The 17,879-nt window shown below is 51.1% G+C and carries 18 protein-coding genes; 8 read left to right on the top strand and 10 right to left on the bottom strand.

The features are described from left to right. Positions 1-108 precede the first annotated feature (108 nt). Complete coding sequence (gene secA, locus AC5M9B_RS05760) at positions 109-2,862, bottom strand: preprotein translocase subunit SecA (RefSeq protein ID WP_487648372.1); 2,754 nt, start codon at positions 2,860-2,862, stop codon at positions 109-111. Between the two features lie 157 nt (positions 2,863-3,019). Between secA and AC5M9B_RS05755 the strand changes: the two genes are divergently transcribed. The 5 genes from AC5M9B_RS05755 to scpB all read left to right on the top strand — a co-directional run bounded on the left by AC5M9B_RS05755 (position 3,020) and on the right by scpB (position 6,476). After that, positions 3,020-3,442, top strand: coding sequence for a DciA family protein (locus tag AC5M9B_RS05755; protein WP_487648371.1), 423 nt, complete (start codon positions 3,020-3,022; stop codon positions 3,440-3,442). A 298-nt stretch (positions 3,443-3,740) separates the two neighbouring features. Continuing rightward, the gene (gene azu, locus AC5M9B_RS05750; protein WP_487648370.1) at positions 3,741-4,319 is read left to right on the top strand and encodes an azurin; all 579 of its coding nucleotides are present in this window, start codon (positions 3,741-3,743) and stop codon (positions 4,317-4,319) included. Positions 4,320-4,414: 95 nt separating this feature from the next. Then, complete coding sequence (locus AC5M9B_RS05745) at positions 4,415-4,924, top strand: hemerythrin domain-containing protein (RefSeq protein ID WP_003764291.1); 510 nt, start codon at positions 4,415-4,417, stop codon at positions 4,922-4,924. A gap of 119 nt (positions 4,925-5,043) precedes the next feature. After that, positions 5,044-5,664: an HI_0552 family protein gene (locus tag AC5M9B_RS05740; RefSeq protein ID WP_019271537.1), complete on the top strand. Its 621-nt coding sequence runs from the start codon at positions 5,044-5,046 to the stop codon at positions 5,662-5,664. Between the two features lie 200 nt (positions 5,665-5,864). Beyond that, a complete protein-coding gene (scpB, locus tag AC5M9B_RS05735) occupies positions 5,865-6,476 on the top strand; it encodes an SMC-Scp complex subunit ScpB (RefSeq protein WP_487648369.1) in 612 nt (203 codons plus the stop codon). A 466-nt stretch (positions 6,477-6,942) separates the two neighbouring features. Here the strand turns inward: scpB and AC5M9B_RS05730 are convergent, their stop codons facing one another. Beyond that, the gene (locus AC5M9B_RS05730) at positions 6,943-8,202 is read right to left on the bottom strand and encodes an RsmB/NOP family class I SAM-dependent RNA methyltransferase (RefSeq protein ID WP_487648368.1); all 1,260 of its coding nucleotides are present in this window, start codon (positions 8,200-8,202) and stop codon (positions 6,943-6,945) included. An 88-nt stretch (positions 8,203-8,290) separates the two neighbouring features. Next, positions 8,291-9,265: a KpsF/GutQ family sugar-phosphate isomerase gene (locus tag AC5M9B_RS05725; RefSeq protein WP_487648367.1), complete on the bottom strand. Its 975-nt coding sequence runs from the start codon at positions 9,263-9,265 to the stop codon at positions 8,291-8,293. A 135-nt stretch (positions 9,266-9,400) separates the two neighbouring features. Here AC5M9B_RS05725 and tal point away from each other — a divergent pair, with 135 nt between their 5' ends. Next, positions 9,401-10,456 carry a transaldolase gene (gene tal, locus AC5M9B_RS05720; RefSeq protein WP_487648366.1) on the top strand — a complete coding sequence of 352 codons (1,056 nt, stop codon included), beginning with the start codon at positions 9,401-9,403 and terminating at the stop codon, positions 10,454-10,456. Positions 10,457-10,554: 98 nt separating this feature from the next. Here tal and AC5M9B_RS05715 read toward each other — a convergent pair whose 3' ends face one another. The 3 genes from AC5M9B_RS05715 to AC5M9B_RS05705 form a co-directional block, all read right to left on the bottom strand. Continuing rightward, positions 10,555-11,385, bottom strand: a complete 831-nt coding sequence (locus AC5M9B_RS05715) for a symmetrical bis(5'-nucleosyl)-tetraphosphatase (protein ID WP_487648365.1) — start codon at positions 11,383-11,385, stop codon at positions 10,555-10,557. A gap of 79 nt (positions 11,386-11,464) precedes the next feature. Further along, positions 11,465-11,854 (bottom strand): RidA family protein, encoded by a 390-nt coding sequence (locus AC5M9B_RS05710; protein WP_003756963.1) that lies wholly within the window; start codon positions 11,852-11,854, stop codon positions 11,465-11,467. Positions 11,855-12,036: 182 nt separating this feature from the next. Then, a complete protein-coding gene (locus tag AC5M9B_RS05705; RefSeq protein WP_487648364.1) occupies positions 12,037-13,392 on the bottom strand; it encodes a tetratricopeptide repeat protein in 1,356 nt (451 codons plus the stop codon). A gap of 306 nt (positions 13,393-13,698) precedes the next feature. Here AC5M9B_RS05705 and AC5M9B_RS05700 point away from each other — a divergent pair, with 306 nt between their 5' ends. Next, complete coding sequence (locus tag AC5M9B_RS05700; RefSeq protein WP_487648363.1) at positions 13,699-13,905, top strand: phosphoribosylglycinamide formyltransferase; 207 nt, start codon at positions 13,699-13,701, stop codon at positions 13,903-13,905. 51 nt (positions 13,906-13,956) lie between these two features. Here AC5M9B_RS05700 and hemW read toward each other — a convergent pair whose 3' ends face one another. The 4 genes from hemW to AC5M9B_RS05680 all read right to left on the bottom strand — a co-directional run bounded on the left by hemW (position 13,957) and on the right by AC5M9B_RS05680 (position 16,616). After that, the gene (hemW, locus tag AC5M9B_RS05695; RefSeq protein ID WP_487648362.1) at positions 13,957-15,132 is read right to left on the bottom strand and encodes a radical SAM family heme chaperone HemW; all 1,176 of its coding nucleotides are present in this window, start codon (positions 15,130-15,132) and stop codon (positions 13,957-13,959) included. Positions 15,133-15,198: 66 nt separating this feature from the next. Next, positions 15,199-15,708, bottom strand: coding sequence for a hypothetical protein (locus AC5M9B_RS05690; protein ID WP_487648361.1), 510 nt, complete (start codon positions 15,706-15,708; stop codon positions 15,199-15,201). 74 nt (positions 15,709-15,782) lie between these two features. Further along, a complete protein-coding gene (gene rdgB / locus AC5M9B_RS05685; protein WP_487648360.1) occupies positions 15,783-16,376 on the bottom strand; it encodes an RdgB/HAM1 family non-canonical purine NTP pyrophosphatase in 594 nt (197 codons plus the stop codon). A gap of 9 nt (positions 16,377-16,385) precedes the next feature. Next, positions 16,386-16,616: an NGO_0222 family membrane protein gene (locus AC5M9B_RS05680; RefSeq protein WP_019270290.1), complete on the bottom strand. Its 231-nt coding sequence runs from the start codon at positions 16,614-16,616 to the stop codon at positions 16,386-16,388. 285 nt (positions 16,617-16,901) lie between these two features. Between AC5M9B_RS05680 and AC5M9B_RS05675 the strand changes: the two genes are divergently transcribed. Continuing rightward, complete coding sequence (locus AC5M9B_RS05675) at positions 16,902-17,879, top strand: DNA polymerase III subunit delta' (RefSeq protein ID WP_487648374.1); 978 nt, start codon at positions 16,902-16,904, stop codon at positions 17,877-17,879.

Below are 17,879 nucleotides of genomic sequence, written 5' to 3'. Positions count from 1 at the left end.
GTCGCATACAGAACCCAGCTTGCACAGAGCGCCTGAATAGGCTTTTATGAGTGTCCAAGATTTGGGGGCCAGTTCAAAGTTTCAGACGACCTTTTGTTTAAGCTGTCATCAGCTTAGTTTGCCGTGGCATTGTTTGTATTTCAGGCCGCTTCCGCAAGGGCAGGGGTCGTTGCGGTGGACGATACGGCCTTGGGCGGTCAGCGCTTCGGGGCTAAAATCCGTTCCATCGGGGTCGAAAGCTTCGGTAACCAAATTAGTTTGGGATTGTCCGAGCAGTTCTTCCATGTCGGGCGCTTCGGAGTGGATGGTTTGGATGCCGACGGGTGCGGGTTCGGCAATTTCTTCTACGTCGGTGTTGCGCTCGATTTGGACGGAGGCTAAGAGGGAAGCGGTTTGATGCTTGATACCGCGCCACAGGTTTTCAAACATGGCGAAGGCTTCGCGTTTGTATTCCTGTTTCGGATTTTTCTGGGCATAGCTGCGCAGGTGGATGCCTTGGCGCAGGTAGTCCATGGCGGCAAGGTGTTCGCGCCATTGCAGGTCGATGACTTGCAGCATGACGTTGCGTTCGAAATCCGCCATCGGTTTTTTACCGACCAGCTCGACTTTGGCTGCGTATTCTTCTTCCACACGTTTAATCAGACGCTCTTTGATGTCCTGATTGTCCAAAGTGCTGTCTGCTTTGAGCCATGCTTGGATGTCTTCGTTCAGGCGGAATTCGGCGGCAAGCTGGCTTTCGAGCCCAGGGATGTCCCATTGCTCTTCCATGCTGTCGGGCGGTATGTACAAATCGACCAAATCGCTGATGACTTCTTCGCGGATGCGTTTGGTCAGGTCGCTGACGTCTTTGCTGTTGAGGATTTCGTTGCGTTGGTGGTAGATGACTTTACGTTGGTCGTTGGCAACGTCGTCGTATTCCAATACTTGTTTGCGCATGTCGAAGTTGCGGCCTTCGACTTTGCGTTGCGCGCCTTCGATTTGGCGGGTTAGCATGCCGTGTTCGATGGCGATACCGCGTTCGGGAGCGAGGCGGTTGAGGATGGCGGCGGCGCGGTCGAGCGCGAAGAGGCGCAGCAGCGGGTCTTCAAACGAGAGGTAGAAGCGGCTGGAGCCGGGGTCGCCCTGACGGCCTGCGCGTCCGCGCAATTGGTTGTCGATACGGCGGCTTTCGTGGCGTTCGGTACCGATGATGTGCAGACCGCCTGCTGCGACCACTTGGTCGTGTTCTGCCTGCCAGCCGTTTTCAAGGGCGGCGATTTGTGCGGCTTTTTCTTCGTCGCTCAGGTTTTCGTTGGACTGGATGGCCTCGATTTGGTGTTTGAGGTTACCGCCGAGGACGATGTCGGTACCGCGGCCTGCCATATTGGTGGCGACGGTAATGGCGCCGACTTTACCGGCTTGGGCGACAATCAGGGCTTCGCGTTCGTGTTCTTTAGCGTTGAGGACGTTGTGCGGCAGTCCGGCTTTTTGCAAAAGATTGGAGACCAGTTCGGAGTTTTCGATGCTGGTGGTACCGACGAGGACTGGTTGTCCGCGTTTGTGGCATTCTTCGATGTCTTTGACGACGGCTTCGAATTTTTCTTCGGCAGAACGGAAAATCTGGTCGTTGAAGTCTTTACGCTGTACGGGGCGGTTGGTCGGGATGATGACGGTTTCGAGGTTGTAGATGCTTTGGAACTCGAAAGCCTCGGTATCGGCGGTACCGGTCATGCCGGAGAGCTTGGTGTACAGGCGGAAATAGTTTTGGAAGGTGATGGAGGCGAGGGTTTGGTTTTCGCGTTTGATTTCCACGCCTTCTTTGGCTTCGACGGCTTGGTGCAAACCTTCGGACCAGCGGCGGCCGGACATCAGACGACCTGTAAATTCGTCCACGATGACGATTTCGCCATCTTGGATGACGTAGTGTTGGTCTTTATGGAACAACGTATGCGCCCGCAGGGCAGCCATGAGGTGGTGCATCAGGGCGATGTTGGCGGCGGAGTAGAGAGAGTCGTTTTCTTGCAGCAAGCCCATTTGAATCAGGATTTGCTCGGCGTGTTCGTGACCCGCTTCGCTCAAGATGACTTGGTGTGCTTTTTCATCGACCCAGTAATCGCCTTCGCCTTCTTCGGTTTCTTGGCGGATGAGGTGCGCAGGAAGGCTGTTCATGATTTGGTACAGCTGGATGTTGTCATCCGCCTGACCGGAGATAATCAGCGGGGTACGCGCTTCGTCGATCAGAATGGAGTCCACTTCGTCCACTACGGCAAAATTCAATTCGCGCTGAACTTTGTCGTATTGGTCGGTTACCATATTGTCGCGCAGGTAGTCGAAACCGAATTCGTTGTTGGTGCCGTAGGTAATATCGGAGCCGTAGGCGTTTTGACGGTCAAACGGCTGCATATCGGCGATGATGACGCCGACGGTTAAGCCGAGGAAGTTGTAGAGCGGTGCCATGATGCCCGCGTCGCGGGAGGCAAGATAGTCGTTGACGGTAACGACGTGCACGCCTTTGCCGGAAAGGGCGTTGAGATAGACGGCAAGCGTAGCGACCAAGGTTTTACCTTCACCAGTACGCATTTCGGCGATTTTGCCGTCGTGCAGCACCATACCGCCGATAAGCTGTACGTCGAAGTGGCGCATACCGAGTACGCGGCGGGACGCTTCGCGGCAGACGGCGAAGGCTTCGACCAAGATGTCGTCCAGAGTCTGTCCGTCGGCAAGACGTTGTTTGAATTCGGCTGTTTTAGCCTGTAAATCCGCATCGCTCAAGGCTTTCATTTGTTCTTCGAGTGCGTTGATTTTGGCAACGGATTTACGGTATTGTTTCAGCAGTCGATCGTTGCGGCTGCCGAAGATTTTCTTAGCAATGTTTGTCAGCATGAAATAGTTCCTGCGCCTGATATAAAATAATGGCGAAACGGGGATTTTAACACAAGCCTCGCGGCAAGGCAGTCATGCCGTTTGAAATAAAGGCAGTTTTACCGGATTTCAATCTTGATAATACAACCGTACACTTTGAAAAGGTCGTCTGAAACATATGAATTTGGAACAATTGGGCAAACGGGACAAGCGGTTGGCGGGTTTGTTGCAGCAGTCCCAACAATGGCGCAGGCTGGATGCAGCAGTCAAACGCATCCTGCCGGCAAACCTGCATCCTCACTTTCAAACTGCCTGTATCGAAGAGGGCAGGCTGGTGTTACTGGCGGCAAACGGTATGGCGGCTTCGCGTCTGAAAATGATATTGCCCGCGCTTGTGCCGCAGCTTCAGGAATTGAACGCGGGGATTCGGGATGTGGCGGTCAAAGTCGTGCCGAAGCCGCCGGCGCAACCCAAGGTCAACAGCCTGCATTTGAGCGGGGCGGCGTTGGAGAGTTTTGATGCGGCGGCGGTAAAATTGGAAGACAAGCATCCTGAATTGGCTGCCGCGCTGGCGGAGGTGGTGCGCAAACACAGCCGTTGAGTTAGGAATTATTATTTAAATTGTTAACATAAGTTAAATTTCATTCGTTCGGATGAGAGGGTCTAATACTAAAGAAATAATACCTGAATAGTAGTCATTCTTTTTTAGGTAAACTGATGTAAATTTGCTATGGAATCTTGGACTTGTTTGGGTTGTTGTAGCAGAATACGGCTTCATTATTTCTTTGGTTCCGCTTGTAGATAGTAAACCTGAATATGGGTTTATTAATATATTCGCAAGTTTTGTTTTGTAAAAATTAACAGACTATCATCATGACTATCATCATTAGGAGATACAAATGAAAGCATATTTAGCCCTGATTTCTGCCGCCGTTATCGGTTTGGCTGCCTGCTCGCAAGAACCTGCAAAACCTGCTGAGAATGCAGCGCCTGCCGCTTCTGAAGCCGCTCCTGCGGAAACTGCTGCACCTGCCGATGCTGCTCCTGCTTCCGAAGCAGCGCCTGCCGACTCTGCCGCTGCACCTGCCGCAGGCAACTGCTCGGCTACCGTTGAATCCAACGACAACATGCAGTTCAACACTAAAGACATTCAAATCAGCAAAGCTTGTAAAGAATTCACCATTACCCTGAAACACACCGGTACCCAACCTAAATCAGGCATGGGTCACAATATCGTGATTTCCAAAGCAGAAGACATGGATGGCGTATTGAAAGACGGCGCTGCTGCCGGTGCCGAAGCCGACTATGTAAAAGCCGGTGATGCCCGTGTCGTCGGTCATACCAAATTGATTGGCGGCGGCGAAGAGACTTCTGTAACCGTTGATCCTGCCAAACTGGCAGACGGCAGCTACAAATTCTACTGCTCATTCCCAGGACACGGCGCTTTGATGAAAGGCGACGTTACTTTGGTGAACTAAGCCGCCTTAAGCGTCCGAATACAGACAGCCTGCTTTATGCAGGCTGTTTTGTTATAAAATGGTCGTCTGAAAAGTATCCCGTCGAGAACACAACCATGAATCCGTTTGAAACTAAAAGCGTTACCTTTGCCGAACCGATAGAAATGCTGTATGCCTGCCACGGCAAAGTGCGCCGTTTCTGCGGCCAGGTCGCCATGCTGTCGGACTACATCGCCGAAAACGGCTGCAATCAGATTGTTTTGCAAACCATCCGCCAAATCGCCCAATATTTCAACGTCGCCGCGCCGCTGCACCATGAAGACGAAGAAGAAAACTTCTTCCCGCTGCTGCTGCAATACGCGCCGCAAGCCCAAGAAAGCGTGAACGAGCTTTTGCGCCAACATGTGAGCCTGCATGGCAACTGGGATGCCGTGGCTGCCGAATTTGCCAAACTCGAAGCAGACAACGCCTATATCCCCGATGCGGAAGCGTTCAAACGCTTTGTGGCGGGTTACGATGTGCATCTGGCGATTGAAGAACCCTTGTTCGACATGGGCAAAACGTTTATCCCCAAAGAGAAACTGACCGAAATCGGCGAAATCATGGCGGCGCGCCGGCGCAGATAAGGCCGTTTACAGATTGCCGTTTCTTCAAACAAAGGCCGTCTGAAAACTTGAAAACAGATTTTCAGACGACCTCAATATCACCCGTAACACAACCACGTCGTCTGAAAAGGAAGCAAACCATGCTGACGCCAAAAAGCTGCGATTTGTTCAATATCCCGTTTTTCCAGTTTGCCCAGCTCAAAAAATACCAGCCCGAGAGCATTCCGCAAATCAAAGCCGACTACAAGGAAAACTGGCAGATATGGCAGCAGCTGATACAGCAGGTCGCCGCCGATTTGGGCGAACCTTTCGCCCCGCCGCATATCGAACGCTGGTGTAACGGCTGGCAGGTTCGCGCCCATTTCTTCGCCTACTTCAAATACGCCCAATACAAAAATTCCGCCGCGATTTTATCGATTTTATTGAACCGCCGCCGCCTGAGCGTCAGCCTAGACTGGCACTGCTACAAAGCCGACGTATCACCGATTGCGCTGCCGGAATACAACCGCTGGCTGGACAATTTCGATACCGAAAAATACGCCGCATTCGATATGTGGCACGGCGCGGAAAGCGAATACGACGACTACCGCACCGTCGCACAACAAAGCGAATCCGACCGAAGGTTGCAAAACGACGAAGACTTTTTCTGCATCGGCAAACACATTGAACGCGACGATTTGGGCAAGCAGGATGTAGCGAAATGGATAGCCGAAACGGTGGAAGATTTGCTGCCGCTTTATGAAGCCTGTCATGGCGGATAAAGACGGTTTCTGTCCGAATGTGCCGTAGGTTAAAATAGGAAAAACGCACATCGTCATTCCCGCTCCGATGAGAGGCCGAAACAGGTACTTCATTTAAATTTGCCCTGTCAAACATATCCTGCTGTTTCCGTTTTTCAGACGACCTTTAAGCACTTGGCGGTCGTCTGAAAACTTGTTATATCGAGCAACAATCTTAAATTATGAACGAAAAACTCCCTCCCGACGCGCTCATCGAAGCCGCGCTTTTGACCCAAACCGAACCCTTAAACGAAAAATCCATGCGCGAATTGTGTGTGCCGCCGCTGTCGCAGGACAAATTAATCGATGTATTGGCGCAGTTGAAAACACGTTGGCAGGGCAGGGCGTTGCAACTGGTGCATACGCACGAGGGCTGGCGGTTTCAGATTGCTCAGGCGGCATTCGAGCGGCTGGGCAGCCTTCAGGAGCAGCGTGCGCCGCGCTATTCCCGCGGCGTAATGGAAACGCTGGCGATTATTGCCTACCAGCAGCCGGTTACGCGAGGCGACATTGAGGGCATACGCGGCGTGGCAGTGTCGCAGAACGTGATGCAGACTTTGCAGGACAGAGGCTGGATTGAAGTGATCGGGCATCGTGATTCGATCGGGCGGCCTGCATTGTGGGCGACGACGGAAACATTTTTGAGCGATTTGCAGTTGGATAGTTTGGAAGAGCTGCCGCCACTGACGGAATTAGGCGAATTGGTGTTGCCCGATTTGGTGGAAACGCCGCCGACGGGCGATGAGGAAGGACCTGCGGAAAAGTCTGAAAATGCGGGCAGGTTGGTCAACTGAATTGAGAGGGGGTTGTCTGAAAGGGTTTTCAGACGACCTTTCGTGTTTTGGGCGTTGCTTTGCCGTTTGCAGGTCGGGCATGAATGCCGACCTGAGATATTGGTTTTTAATACGACATCCGTCATCGTCGTCAGCCGTCATTCCCGCGCAGGCGGGAATCCATTTTTGAAATTCAGAAACTGTTTTTCAAATCAAGGTTTCTCAAGTTTTACGATGGATTCCCGCCTGTGCGGGAATGACGGAATTGAACGACATGCTGTATTCAAAGTTAATTATGTTTGCGATAGCCGCAACATGTAGCGTAGTTTTCCCGCGAAAATACTTGATTGTCCGATTCCAAATTTGCTTGGCTGATTTTGCAGGCAAAGTTCAAGCTGCGGCGTGGTGGGATTGTGAAAGGTCGTCTGAAAAACCTGATTCGGGTTTTTCAGACGACCTTTCGTGTGTTTACGACTTGTTTGAATATTTATTCCTTGCGTTGCAAAACGGCGGCGAAGAATCCGTCGGTTTGGTGTTTTGCCGAATCAAGGCGCAGGTATTTGCCGGTGTTTAAATCGATTTTCAAACTGGCGAGCAGCTCGGCGCAGTCGAGCAGTTCGTATTCGGGGTGTTCTTCCAAAAAGAGTTCGACCTGCATTACGTTTTCTTCGGGCAATACGCTGCAAGTGGCGTAAACCAGCCTGCCTTGCGGTTTGACCAGTTTGGCGGCGGCATCGAGGATACTGTGTTGTTGCTCCAAAAGTTTGGCGACGGTTTCGGGCGACTGGCGGTATTTGAGGTCGGGATTGCGCCGCAGCGTGCCTAAGCCGGAGCAGGGGGCATCGACCAGAACGCGGTCGGCTTTGCCGGTGAGGCGGGCGATGCGGCTGTCGTGTTCGCTGCTGATGCGTTCGGGGTGGATGTTGGTCAGCCCAGCGCGGGTCATGCGGGGCTTGAGGTTGGCAAGGCGTTTTTCGGCGATGTCGAAGGCGTAGATTCTGCCTTTGTTTGCCATTTGCGCGCCGACGGCGAGGGTTTTGCCGCCTGCGCCTGCGCAGAAATCGACGATGATTTCGCCGCGTTTGGCACCAACGAGCAGGGCGAGGAGCTGGCTGCCTTCGTCTTGGACTTCCAGCGTGCCGTCTAAAAACAATTCGTGTTTGTTGAGGGCGATTTTGTTTTTCAAGCGTATGCCCCAAGGGGAATAGGGCGTGGCTTCTGCATCGGGGCTTTCGGCTTGAAGTAGCGGCAGCACTTTGTCGCGTCTGCCTTTGAGCGTGTTGACGCGGATGTCGAGCGGCGCGGCTTGGTTGATGTTGCGGCCGAAGGCGAGGATTTCTTCGTCACTAAAATGTTTTTGCAGTTGCTCCACCAGCCATTGCGGCAATTCGGCGGCGGTATGGAGGTCGTCTGAAAATTCGGTTTTGCGCGCTTTGAGGCTGCCGAGGAACTCGGTTTCTTCTTCGTCGAGCAGGTCTTTGATTTGGCTGATGTTGGTGCTTCTGCCGAGAACGAGCGCGGCAAGCGCGGCTTTGCGCGGTTGGGCATGCGGGCGGCGCAGAGCGGCACTGATTTTTTGATAATGGCGCAGGGCGGCGAAGGCGGTTTCGGCAATTTCGTGGCGGTCTTGCCTGCCGAGTTTTTTGTGTTCGCGGAAGTAGCCGGACAAAACGGCATCGGCAGGCTGTTTGAAGGTCAGCATTTCAGCCAGCACTTTGGCGGTATGGTCGAGTTGGATCGGGGTCATGGTGGGTTCGCAATCGGGGGAAAGGCTTGGATTATACTGGAAAGGTCGTCTGAAAACCTTGAATCGGGTTTCAGACGACCTGCTTGGACTACACAATCCGCGCCATCAGTAAATCGTGCATATTCAGCGCACCTGTCAGCACGCCGTCGGCGTCGGTTACCAAAAGCCCGTTCACATGGTTTGCCTGCATGACTTTCAGGGCTTCGGTGGCGAGGCGTTCGGCGGGGATGGTTTTGGGGGAAGGGTGCATGATTTCATCGACGGTCAGCCCATCAAAGCGGTCGCGCTGTTGGAACAGGCGACGCAAATCGCCGTCGGTGAACACGCCTTTCAGACGACCTTGTTCGTCCGTTACCGCCAGCATACCCAAGCCTTTTTCGCTCATACTGACGATGGACTCTTTTAAGGGCGTGCCGAGTCGGACGGCAGGTAGCGCGTCGTCTTTGTGCATAATGTCTGCCACGCGTAAAAGCAGGCGTTTGCCGAGGCTGCCGGCGGGGTGGCTCAGGGCGAAATCGTCGGGCGTGAACGCGCGTGCGCGCAAAAGGACGACCGCCAACGCATCGCCCAAAGCCATAACGGCGGTGGTGCTGGTCGTCGGGGCAAGTCCCAGCGGGCAGGCTTCTTTGGAAACTGATGCCGTGATGTGGATGTCGGCATGGCGCGCCATGGTCGAGCCGGGGCGGGCGGTGATGCAGATGAGGGTGATGTTTTTGCGTTTGAGCGCGGGGATGATGGCGGCGATTTCGTCGCTTTCGCCGGAATTGGAAATCGCGACGACGACGTCGTTGTCCACAATCATGCCCAAGTCGCCGTGTGCCGCTTCCGCAGGATGGACGAAAAACGCGGGTGTGCCGGTCGAAGCCATGGTCGCCGCTATTTTGCGCCCGATATGTCCCGACTTGCCCATGCCTGTGATGACGACCCTGCCTTTGCAGTGCAACAACGCGTCTGCCGCAAGGACGAAGTTTTCGTCTAATTCTGCCGCAATTTCGCGCAAGCCTTCCGCTTCGGTGTGCAACACTTCGCGCGCCCAATCGAGATATTGACCGTTTCCTGCCATAATTTCATGCCTTTTTGTGTTCGTTTTATATGATTTTGGACATGATGAAATGCCCTAATAAACTATCCAAATTTTCCGAATAGGGGTAGCATTACTGCCTGCTTCGCAAATAACCTATATTTAAAGGAATCAGAGATGACTATTTTATCGGACGTTAAAGCATTAGGACAACAAATCTGGCTGGACAACCTTTCCCGCTCGCTCATACAAAGCGGCGAATTGGCGCAAATGTTGAAACAAGGCGTGTGCGGCGTAACTTCCAATCCCGCCATCTTCCAAAAAGCCTTCGCCGGCGACGCGCTTTACGCCGATGAAGTCGCCGCCCTCAAGCAGCAAGACCTCAGCCCCAAACAACGCTACGAAACCATGGCGATTGCCGACGTACAGGCAGCCTGCGACGTTTGCCTTGTCGAACATGAATCCACCGGCGGCAAAACCGGTTTCGTCAGCCTCGAAGTTTCTCCCGAGCTTGCCAAAGACGCACAAGGCACGGTAGAAGAAGCCCGCCGTCTCCATGCCGCCATCGCGCGTAAAAACGCCATGATTAAAGTCCCCGCTACCGACGCAGGCATCGAAGCACTCGAAACCCTCATTGCCGAGGGCATCAGCGTGAACCTGACCCTGCTGTTCTCACGCGCCCAAACCCTCAAAGCCTACGCAGCCTACGCGCGCGGAATCGCCAAACGCCTGGAAGCAGGACAAAGCGTTGCCCATATCCAAGCCGTCGCCAGCTTCTTCATCTCCCGCGTGGACGGCGCGCTGGACGCCACGTTGCCCGATCATCTCAAAGGCAAAATCGCCATCGCCCTTGCCAAAGCCGCCTACCAAGACTGGGCGCAATACTTCGGCAGCCCCGAATTTGCCGCGCTGGAAGCCAAAGGCGCAAACCGCGTACAGCTCTTATGGGCATCCACAGGCGTCAAAAACCCCGCCTATCCCGACACACTCTACGTTGACAGCCTGATCGGCGCGCACACCGTCAACACCGTCCCCGACGCCACACTCAAAGCCTTCATCGACCACGGCACAGCCAAAGCCACGCTGACCGAAGGCGTGGAAGAAGCACAAGCGCAGCTTGCCGAAACTGCCGCGCTCGGCATAGACGTAGAAACCCTCGCCAACCGCTTACAGGAAGACGGTTTGAAACAGTTTGAAGAAGCATTCGAAAAACTGCTCGCCCCGCTGGCTTGATGGTCAAACCGCAGGTAAGGCTTGCGGTCTGTCGATATAAAAGGTCGTCTGAAAACCTAAATCTCGGGATTTCAGACGACCTTTTTCATTTTTATGGCTTATTTCAAAGCCGTTTTCCAGTCCAAACCGCCCAGTGAAGGGACTTGGGTAATGCTGTGGTCGGCAAGGTTGATGGCGGTCAGTTCGCCGCCCCAAAGTGCGCCGGTGTCGAGGGAGAGGATGTTGTCGGTGTTCATAAAGCCCAGCGAAGACCAGTGGCCGAAGACGATGGTGTGGCTGAGGTTTTGCCTGTTTGGGGCTTTGAACCAAGGGCGCAGGTTCGTAGGCATTTTTTTGAGGGTGGATTTGTAGTCGTAGTCGAGTTCGTTTTTCAGCGTCAGTGCGCGCATTCGGGTGAAGACGTTGAGAATCATGCGCAGGCGGTCGTAGCCGGTCAGCTCGTCGCGCCATTCGGCGGGTTTGTTGCCGTACATTTTGGAGAAAAACTTTTTGTATTTTTTGCCGCGCAGTTCGGCTTCGGTTTCGCTGGCAAGCAGTTCGGCGCGGGCGATGGTCCATTGGGGCAGGATGCCGGCGTGAACCATAACATGGCGCACGCCTTTGATCAGCAGGGGCTGGAAGCGCAGCCAATCGAGCATTTTTTTGCTGTCGGGGTGTTGGAGGATGGGGGTGATGGTGTCGCTGCGCTTGACGGTGCCTTCGCCGTAGCCGACGGCGAGCAGGTGCAGGTCATGGTTGCCAAGAACCATGCGGACGCTGCTTTCGTGTTCCATGCAGAATTGGAGGACTTCGAGGGATTTGGGGCCGCGGTTGACGATGTCGCCGACGAGCCAGAGGGTGTCTGTGCCGTGGTTGAAGTTGATTTTGTCGAGCAGAAGGGTGAATTCGTCGAAGCAGCCTTGAATATCGCCGATTGCGTAGTGTGCCATTGTTGTTATTGTCCGATTGTGTGTGGTGTTTCAGACGACCTTTGGCTTGTGGGAGGTCGTCTGAAACGGGTTGTGTGTCTTATGCGTTCAGTACCAGCACGGCTTCGGCTTCGACCTGCACGCCTTTGGGCAGGGAGGCGACACCGACGGCGGCGCGGGCGGGGAAGGGTTCTTGGATGAACTCTGCCATGACTTCGTTGAAGACGGCGAAGTTGGCGAGGTCGGTCAGGTAGGCGTTGAGTTTGACGATGTCGCCCAGTGTGCCGCCAGCGGCCTCGGCGACGGCTTGCAGGTTTTTAAAGACCTGGCGTGCTTCGGCGCGGAAGTCGCCATTGCCGACAACGGTCATGGTGGCGGGATCGAGAGGGATTTGACCGCTCATGTAAACAGTGTCGCCCGCGCGCACGGCTTGGCTGTATGCGCCGATGGCGGCAGGGGCTTTGTCGGTGTGGATGATGGTTTTGGACATGATTTTCTCCTAGAAAGAGTGGACAGAACGAAATTGCAATAATACAAAATTTTTTGCTAATTAGGGAGTTTGGTCAAAGGAGATTAAATGTGCCCAGGCGGCATTTTTAATATTCTAAAAGCGTATTAAAGGAAATGTCTTAAAGATGAATCTTGGATTTATATGCTATACAACCGCATTTTTTATGATGTGAATCGTTTAGCTATTGATTTTAAGAGAATAGAGTCTCCATAACCATGGGAAAAATATTTTGCATTTTCGATTTCATTAATAAAATCAGGATGTAATCCTAATAAATTATCTTCAAATTTCAATATACTTGAATCCGTGGTTTCCCAAGCCGTATCCAAACTTTTAATTATTAATTCTTTCAATTTATTAAAAGCATTTTTAGCTTTGGTTATATCTTCTTCGTTTTGGGCACATTCTTTGAGTAAAAGAAATAACCTTGTTAAAACAGTTTGAGTCCAATGGTTAAATGGAAATTCTAAAAAATGCTCGTATTGTTGAATTGCTTTTGACAAATTTTTATTAATCCCAAGCCCTTCTTGATATGCGAAACCTAAATATAACACTCCAAGATAATTTGGAAATTGTTGCTGTTTATTTGACCTTTTAATATAAGAGTAACCATTCTCATCCGTATCAAGCATCATCGGTCCTTCTACAATAGGTAATGGATTAAATCCGCTAATTTCTGCCGATTTCCTCGCGTATTCAAAAAATTGTTGATATTTTCGTGTGCAATAAGATAAATATGCTAATTTATTCAATGCAAAAGGAAAGTCATATTCAGTAGCTTCTTTATAATATTCCATTGCTTTATCAATATCTTTTTCAATATGCCCATTTACGCCAATTTCATAGATTTGCCCTAGTTGATAGAGAGCTAACTCATCATAATTTTGGGCTGCTGATTTATAGAATTCCAAGGATTTAGAGTATTTTTGTTTTTTGTAAAAATAAAAATTACCTAAATAAGTCTGTAAACTTCCTAAGTTATGTTTTTCTGCTAAGTCTTCTAATCTATTCTGTTCATTGTAATTTTTATCTAAGTTCACCCAAGCATCTAGAATGAATTTAGGTTTGTTGTTATAAAATAAGGTTGCGGCATTGAAGTAAATTTGCAAATCACTATTCCAAGAAAGTATTTCTTGAGTTTCTATTGTTTTGTCAATAATTCTTTTTATTTCTAGTTCTTTATCATTATCGATATTATCTAATACTTCATTTTTGTTTTGCACATTAGGGTATTCTTTAGATACTGCTTCCCAGCATTGCTTCCAAGTAATTCTTCTACTTTTATCTTCATATAGTTTAAAACGAGGTTCTCTTTTATCATTAGTTTTTAATCGCCCTAGCCCTTGAGAAAATCTTTCACAGAATAACCTTATCTCTTCTTCCTCTTCAGCGCTGGATAGATGCCGAATTTCGTCATCATGTAAAATATTGAAAACCTCTTTAGCCAGGTCATTATCAGACCAGTTTTTAAAGTTCTTTAGATTCATAAAGTTAGAAAATATTTCTTTATTTTCCATTATAAACTCCTATTTGTCCCTAATTTTGTCGCTGTTTGTCCGAGTGCCGAATTTATCATGACCGTATTCGCTAAATATCCATTAGCGGATAATCTTCTTATCAATTTTAAAAGGAAATAATTATGGCAACCAATAATACTGGTAATACAAATCCCAACTGGCCAAGCCGAACAGGTAACCCTTCAGGAGGTGGTCGTGGTAATAATCCTGCAAAAGGTAAATAATACCCCATACTAATATAAACCTGAACCGTTATTGATTCAAAGTTCGGTAACGGTTTCTAAAAACTCAAGAAGGAATATATAAATGAACAGATTCAGTACAGATACCAAAATAGATAAATTGGTCAAGACCAAAATCAAAGAAGGCTGGAAAGTGAAATTTGGTAAAAAACATCCAGCATTAATTGCTCCTAATAACCGTAGAATTGCAATCCCCATAACACCAAGTGATTGCAAAGCTTTTTATAGTTTTCGTCTTCAAGTCAAACAACTTATGCTTTGTCATTCTTAATTTCATGCGGTTTGAAATTCTTTGGATAGTTTTCTTTCATCTTGGATAAACTCATAAAAAGCATTGCAACAAATCGTTTAAAAACAACCGTCCCTGCTCGGTCGGGCGGAATACGGTCGGGTCGGTTTCCAGCAGACCTTTTTGTCTAGCCGTTTCGATTTGCGCCATGATTTTGGCGGCGGGTACGCCCGTGCGCTCCTGCAACATCGCGGCAGGTACGCCATCGGTCAGGCGCAGGGCGTTCATCATGAATTCGAACGGCAAATCTTCGGCGGCAACGGTTTTGCGTTCAACGGCAACACTTGGCTGACTTTGCATTAAGGCAAGGTAGTCGTTGGGGTGGCGGCGGCGGACGGTACGCTCGATGCGGTCTGGGTAGGAGATTTTGCCGTGCGCGCCCGCGCCTATGCCCAAATAATCGCCGAACTGCCAGTAGTTCAAATTGTGGCGGCACCGCATGGCGGGTTTTGCAAAAGCCGATGTTTCGTAGTGGATAAAACCCGCGCCTTCCAGTGCGCCGTGTACCGCGTCTTCGATGTCTAATGCGGCTTCGTCTTGCGGCAAACCTTTCGGCGGCGTATGACCGAACGGCGTGTTCGGCTCCATGGTCAGATGATACGCGCTGATGTGGGTTGCACCTGTGGCGATGGCGGTTTGTACGTCGTCCAATGCCGTTTGAACGGTTTGGTTCGGCAGCGCATACATCAAGTCGATATTGACTTTATCAAATAATTTCAACGCAGTATCGATGGCGGTTAAGGCTTCTTTGCCATTGTGGACACGTCCTAGCCGCATCAGCATATCGTCGTTGAAACTCTGCACGCCAATAGAAAGCCGCGTGATGCCTGCGTCTTTAAATCCTTGAAACTTCTCGATTTCAAACGTGCCCGGATTGGCTTCCAAAGTAATTTCCGCTTCGGGCTGCAAACGCAACAGCGAACGCACGCCGCTCAACAAACGGTCAATCGATTCCGCCTGAAACAGGCTGGGCGTACCGCCGCCGAAAAAGATCGTTTCCACCGGCCTGCCCCAAATATTGGGCAATTCAAGCTGCAAATCGGTCAGCAGCGCGTCGATATAGGCGGCTTCGGGCAATCCGTTTTTCAGGCTGTGGGAATTGAAGTCGCAATACGGGCATTTTTTGATGCACCACGGGATGTGGATGTAGAGCGACAGGGGCGGCAGGGCGGTGAGCTGTCCGGCTTGGGGGAATGTGATTTGGGTCATTGGTTGTTTTGGGTTTTGAGGCCGTCTGAAAACATGGAATACATTTTCAGACGGCCTGTTACGGGTTTATAAATGCTTGCGGATCTGGCGGCTGATAAACGGTGCGCCAAAAATCAGGAGGATGCCGATCAAGGTTTGGACGGTGGCGGCAAGCGTGGTGGCTTTGTCTTGGTTCGTCATCATGGTCCAGATGCCGTCCGCCGAGGCGGTGATACCGTTTTGGGCGATTTGGTAAAAACTATACAGGTAAGTCAGGTCGGCCAGCGCGAGGGATAGGGAGTAAAAGCCGATTAAAATCAGACCTGTGGTTAACCAAGGGGCAGGGTTTTTGGGCAATTCTTGCGGCTTTTGATGGATTTTGGGCAGGAGGAAATTGGCGGTTGTGGCGGGAAAAAACCATAAAAACAACCACACTATGCTGTAAAAACCGAATACGCCCAGTACTTCTGAGACGGGAAACCTGATGTCGTTGTCGGACGCGAAATCCATCAGGGGAATGGCGGTTGACAGGGTTTTGACTATCCAAATGATGACGGTCAGGCGGATGGCGACAATCAGGATTTGTTTAGGGGACATGAGTTTCCTTTCATAATGTAGTGGTCAGGTTGTCTGAAAAAGCGTTTCGGGTTTTCAGACGACCTATTATCGATTTATAAGGCTTCGATTTTTTTCAGCAATTCCCGCAACGCCTGCACCCTGTGGCTTTCGGCGTTTTTGATTTCGGGGGCAAGCTCGGCGGCGGTGCAGTTGTGTTCGGGCAGGTAGAAATGCGGGTCGTAGCCGAAGCCGTTGGTTCCGGCGGCTTCTGCCTGCCATTGTCCGCGCCAGATGCCTTCGGCGATGATGGGTTGCGGGTCGTTTTCGTGGCGGACGAGGACAAGGACGCAGACGTAGTAGCAGCTTTTGTCAGCTTTGTCGGCGAGGTCGTCTGAAAGGCGTTTGTTGTTGGCGGCATCGGATTTAGGATTGGCTCCGGCATAGCGAGCGGAGAGGACGCCGGGTGCGCCGTTTAATGCGGCGGCGCAGATGCCGGAGTCGTCGGCGAGCGCGGGCAGGCCGCTGTGTTTGGCGGCGTGGCGGGCTTTAGCGAGTGCGTTTTCGACAAAGGTGTGGTACGGCTCGGGGCATTCGGGCGTGTCGAACTGGGATTGCGGCAGGACTTCGATGTTCAAATCGGCGAAGAGGCAGGTAAATTCTTTGAGTTTGCCTGCATTGCCGCTGGCGAGGACGATTTTGTCGAACATGGGTTTTCCTTAATGGGATTCGGTTTGTTGCTCACGCATGATTTGTGCGCGGGCTTTGTGGCGGATGTAGAGGGCGAGACTGCCGATTTGGGCGAAGACGGCGCCGAAGGCGAACAGGAAGGCGGCGACGGCGAATTGTTTGCTTTGGATGGAAAGCAGGTAGCCGCCGAGCATGATGAGCGCGATGAAAATCAGAGTGAACAGGGCGGTCAGCAGCAGGTAGGTTTTTTGTCGGTTCATGATTGAAAGGGTGGAAGTGAATGAGGCGGATTATAGCGCAGGCTGTTGTTTGAAATTTGAAAAAAGTATTGTGTGGATTTTGTTGTGATACACATTTTGTCAGGCAAACTGTGTGAACAGCCTGTGTATAAATTGGTTTGACGATTGATATACAAGCAAAAAATCATGTTGCTTAAAAATGATGCACATCCGGCAAGGTCGTCTGAAACGGAAGCCTCTTTTCAGACGACCTCTAACATTTCCCTGTATAATCACGCTTTTGTTCAAACGCTTGTACTTTTCGACATGATTTATCCGTGGCATCAAAACCAGTGGCGGCAGCTTGCTGATCATTGGGAAAACCGTCCGAACGCTTGGCTGTTTACCGGCAAGGAAAACACCGGTAAGACAGCGTTTGCACGGTTTGTAGCGCAGGCTTTGCTGTGCGAATCGCCTCGGGAAGATCATCAGCCTTGCGGCGTATGCGCTTCGTGTCATTTGTTTTTGCAAAACAGCCATCCCGATTTTTACGAACTCACTCCTGAAATCCCCGAAGACGGTGCGGTCGGGCGAAAATTGTTGCAGATCAAAATCGATGCCGTGCGCGATATTGTGGAAAATATTTATCTGACGGCTGTGCGCGGAGGATTGCGGGTGGTATTGGTGCATCCCGCTGAAAGTATGAACGTACAGGCGGCAAACGGCTTGCTCAAAGCTTTGGAAGAGCCGCCGCAACATGTTGTTTTTTTGATGGTTACGCATGCACGCGACAAGCTTCTTCCGACCATTAAAAGCCGTTGCCGCCAGATGGTTTTGCCTGCACCTTCGCGCGACGAAGCTTTGGCGTATCTTCAGGGAGAGGGTGTGGACGATGCGGAATCGTTGCTGGCTTTTCACAGCGGTGCGCCTTTGTTTGCGCATACGCCCGAAATGGATGACTTACGCGAAGAGCTGCTCACTTTACTTGCCGCGCCGCGTCTGTTGACGATACTCGACTACGCCGCTGCGTTTGACAAACACAAACAGCCGTTGGCAGTCTTCATCGATTGGATGCAGAAATGGCTGTTGGATGTCGGCTTGGCGCAACAACAAATGCCGCCGCTTTATTATCCCGATTACGCGCAGGCATTGTCGCAGACGGCTTCCAAAACCGATCCGCGCCGCCTGTTTGCGCTGACAGGTCGTCTGAACGCACTCAGCCCTTACGGATACCACACCTTGAGTGTTAAAATGCAGCTTGAGTATCTGCTGACTGAATATCTCGAATTTTGGCAAAACAAATAA

The organism is Neisseria flava, assembly GCF_982712965.1.
Note: the sequence above shows the minus strand (reverse complement) of the source record. Positions and strands in the feature narration are given on the sequence as shown.

Bases quoted from the DNA above. Each gene is read 5' to 3' on its own strand.
- secA (WP_487648372.1), bottom strand. From the start codon at position 2,862: ATGCTGACAAACATTGCTAAGAAAATCTTCGGCAGCCGCAACGATCGA.
- AC5M9B_RS05755 (WP_487648371.1), top strand. From the start codon at position 3,020: ATGAATTTGGAACAATTGGGCAAACGGGACAAGCGGTTGGCGGGTTTG.
- azu (WP_487648370.1), top strand. From the start codon at position 3,741: ATGAAAGCATATTTAGCCCTGATTTCTGCCGCCGTTATCGGTTTGGCT.
- AC5M9B_RS05745 (WP_003764291.1), top strand. From the start codon at position 4,415: ATGAATCCGTTTGAAACTAAAAGCGTTACCTTTGCCGAACCGATAGAA.
- AC5M9B_RS05740 (WP_019271537.1), top strand. From the start codon at position 5,044: ATGCTGACGCCAAAAAGCTGCGATTTGTTCAATATCCCGTTTTTCCAG.
- scpB (WP_487648369.1), top strand. From the start codon at position 5,865: ATGAACGAAAAACTCCCTCCCGACGCGCTCATCGAAGCCGCGCTTTTG.
- AC5M9B_RS05730 (WP_487648368.1), bottom strand. From the start codon at position 8,202: ATGACCCCGATCCAACTCGACCATACCGCCAAAGTGCTGGCTGAAATG.
- AC5M9B_RS05725 (WP_487648367.1), bottom strand. From the start codon at position 9,265: ATGGCAGGAAACGGTCAATATCTCGATTGGGCGCGCGAAGTGTTGCAC.
- tal (WP_487648366.1), top strand. From the start codon at position 9,401: ATGACTATTTTATCGGACGTTAAAGCATTAGGACAACAAATCTGGCTG.
- AC5M9B_RS05715 (WP_487648365.1), bottom strand. From the start codon at position 11,385: ATGGCACACTACGCAATCGGCGATATTCAAGGCTGCTTCGACGAATTC.
- AC5M9B_RS05710 (WP_003756963.1), bottom strand. From the start codon at position 11,854: ATGTCCAAAACCATCATCCACACCGACAAAGCCCCTGCCGCCATCGGC.
- AC5M9B_RS05705 (WP_487648364.1), bottom strand. From the start codon at position 13,392: ATGGAAAATAAAGAAATATTTTCTAACTTTATGAATCTAAAGAACTTT.
- AC5M9B_RS05700 (WP_487648363.1), top strand. From the start codon at position 13,699: ATGAACAGATTCAGTACAGATACCAAAATAGATAAATTGGTCAAGACC.
- hemW (WP_487648362.1), bottom strand. From the start codon at position 15,132: ATGACCCAAATCACATTCCCCCAAGCCGGACAGCTCACCGCCCTGCCG.
- AC5M9B_RS05690 (WP_487648361.1), bottom strand. From the start codon at position 15,708: ATGTCCCCTAAACAAATCCTGATTGTCGCCATCCGCCTGACCGTCATC.
- rdgB (WP_487648360.1), bottom strand. From the start codon at position 16,376: ATGTTCGACAAAATCGTCCTCGCCAGCGGCAATGCAGGCAAACTCAAA.
- AC5M9B_RS05680 (WP_019270290.1), bottom strand. From the start codon at position 16,616: ATGAACCGACAAAAAACCTACCTGCTGCTGACCGCCCTGTTCACTCTG.
- AC5M9B_RS05675 (WP_487648374.1), top strand. From the start codon at position 16,902: ATGATTTATCCGTGGCATCAAAACCAGTGGCGGCAGCTTGCTGATCAT.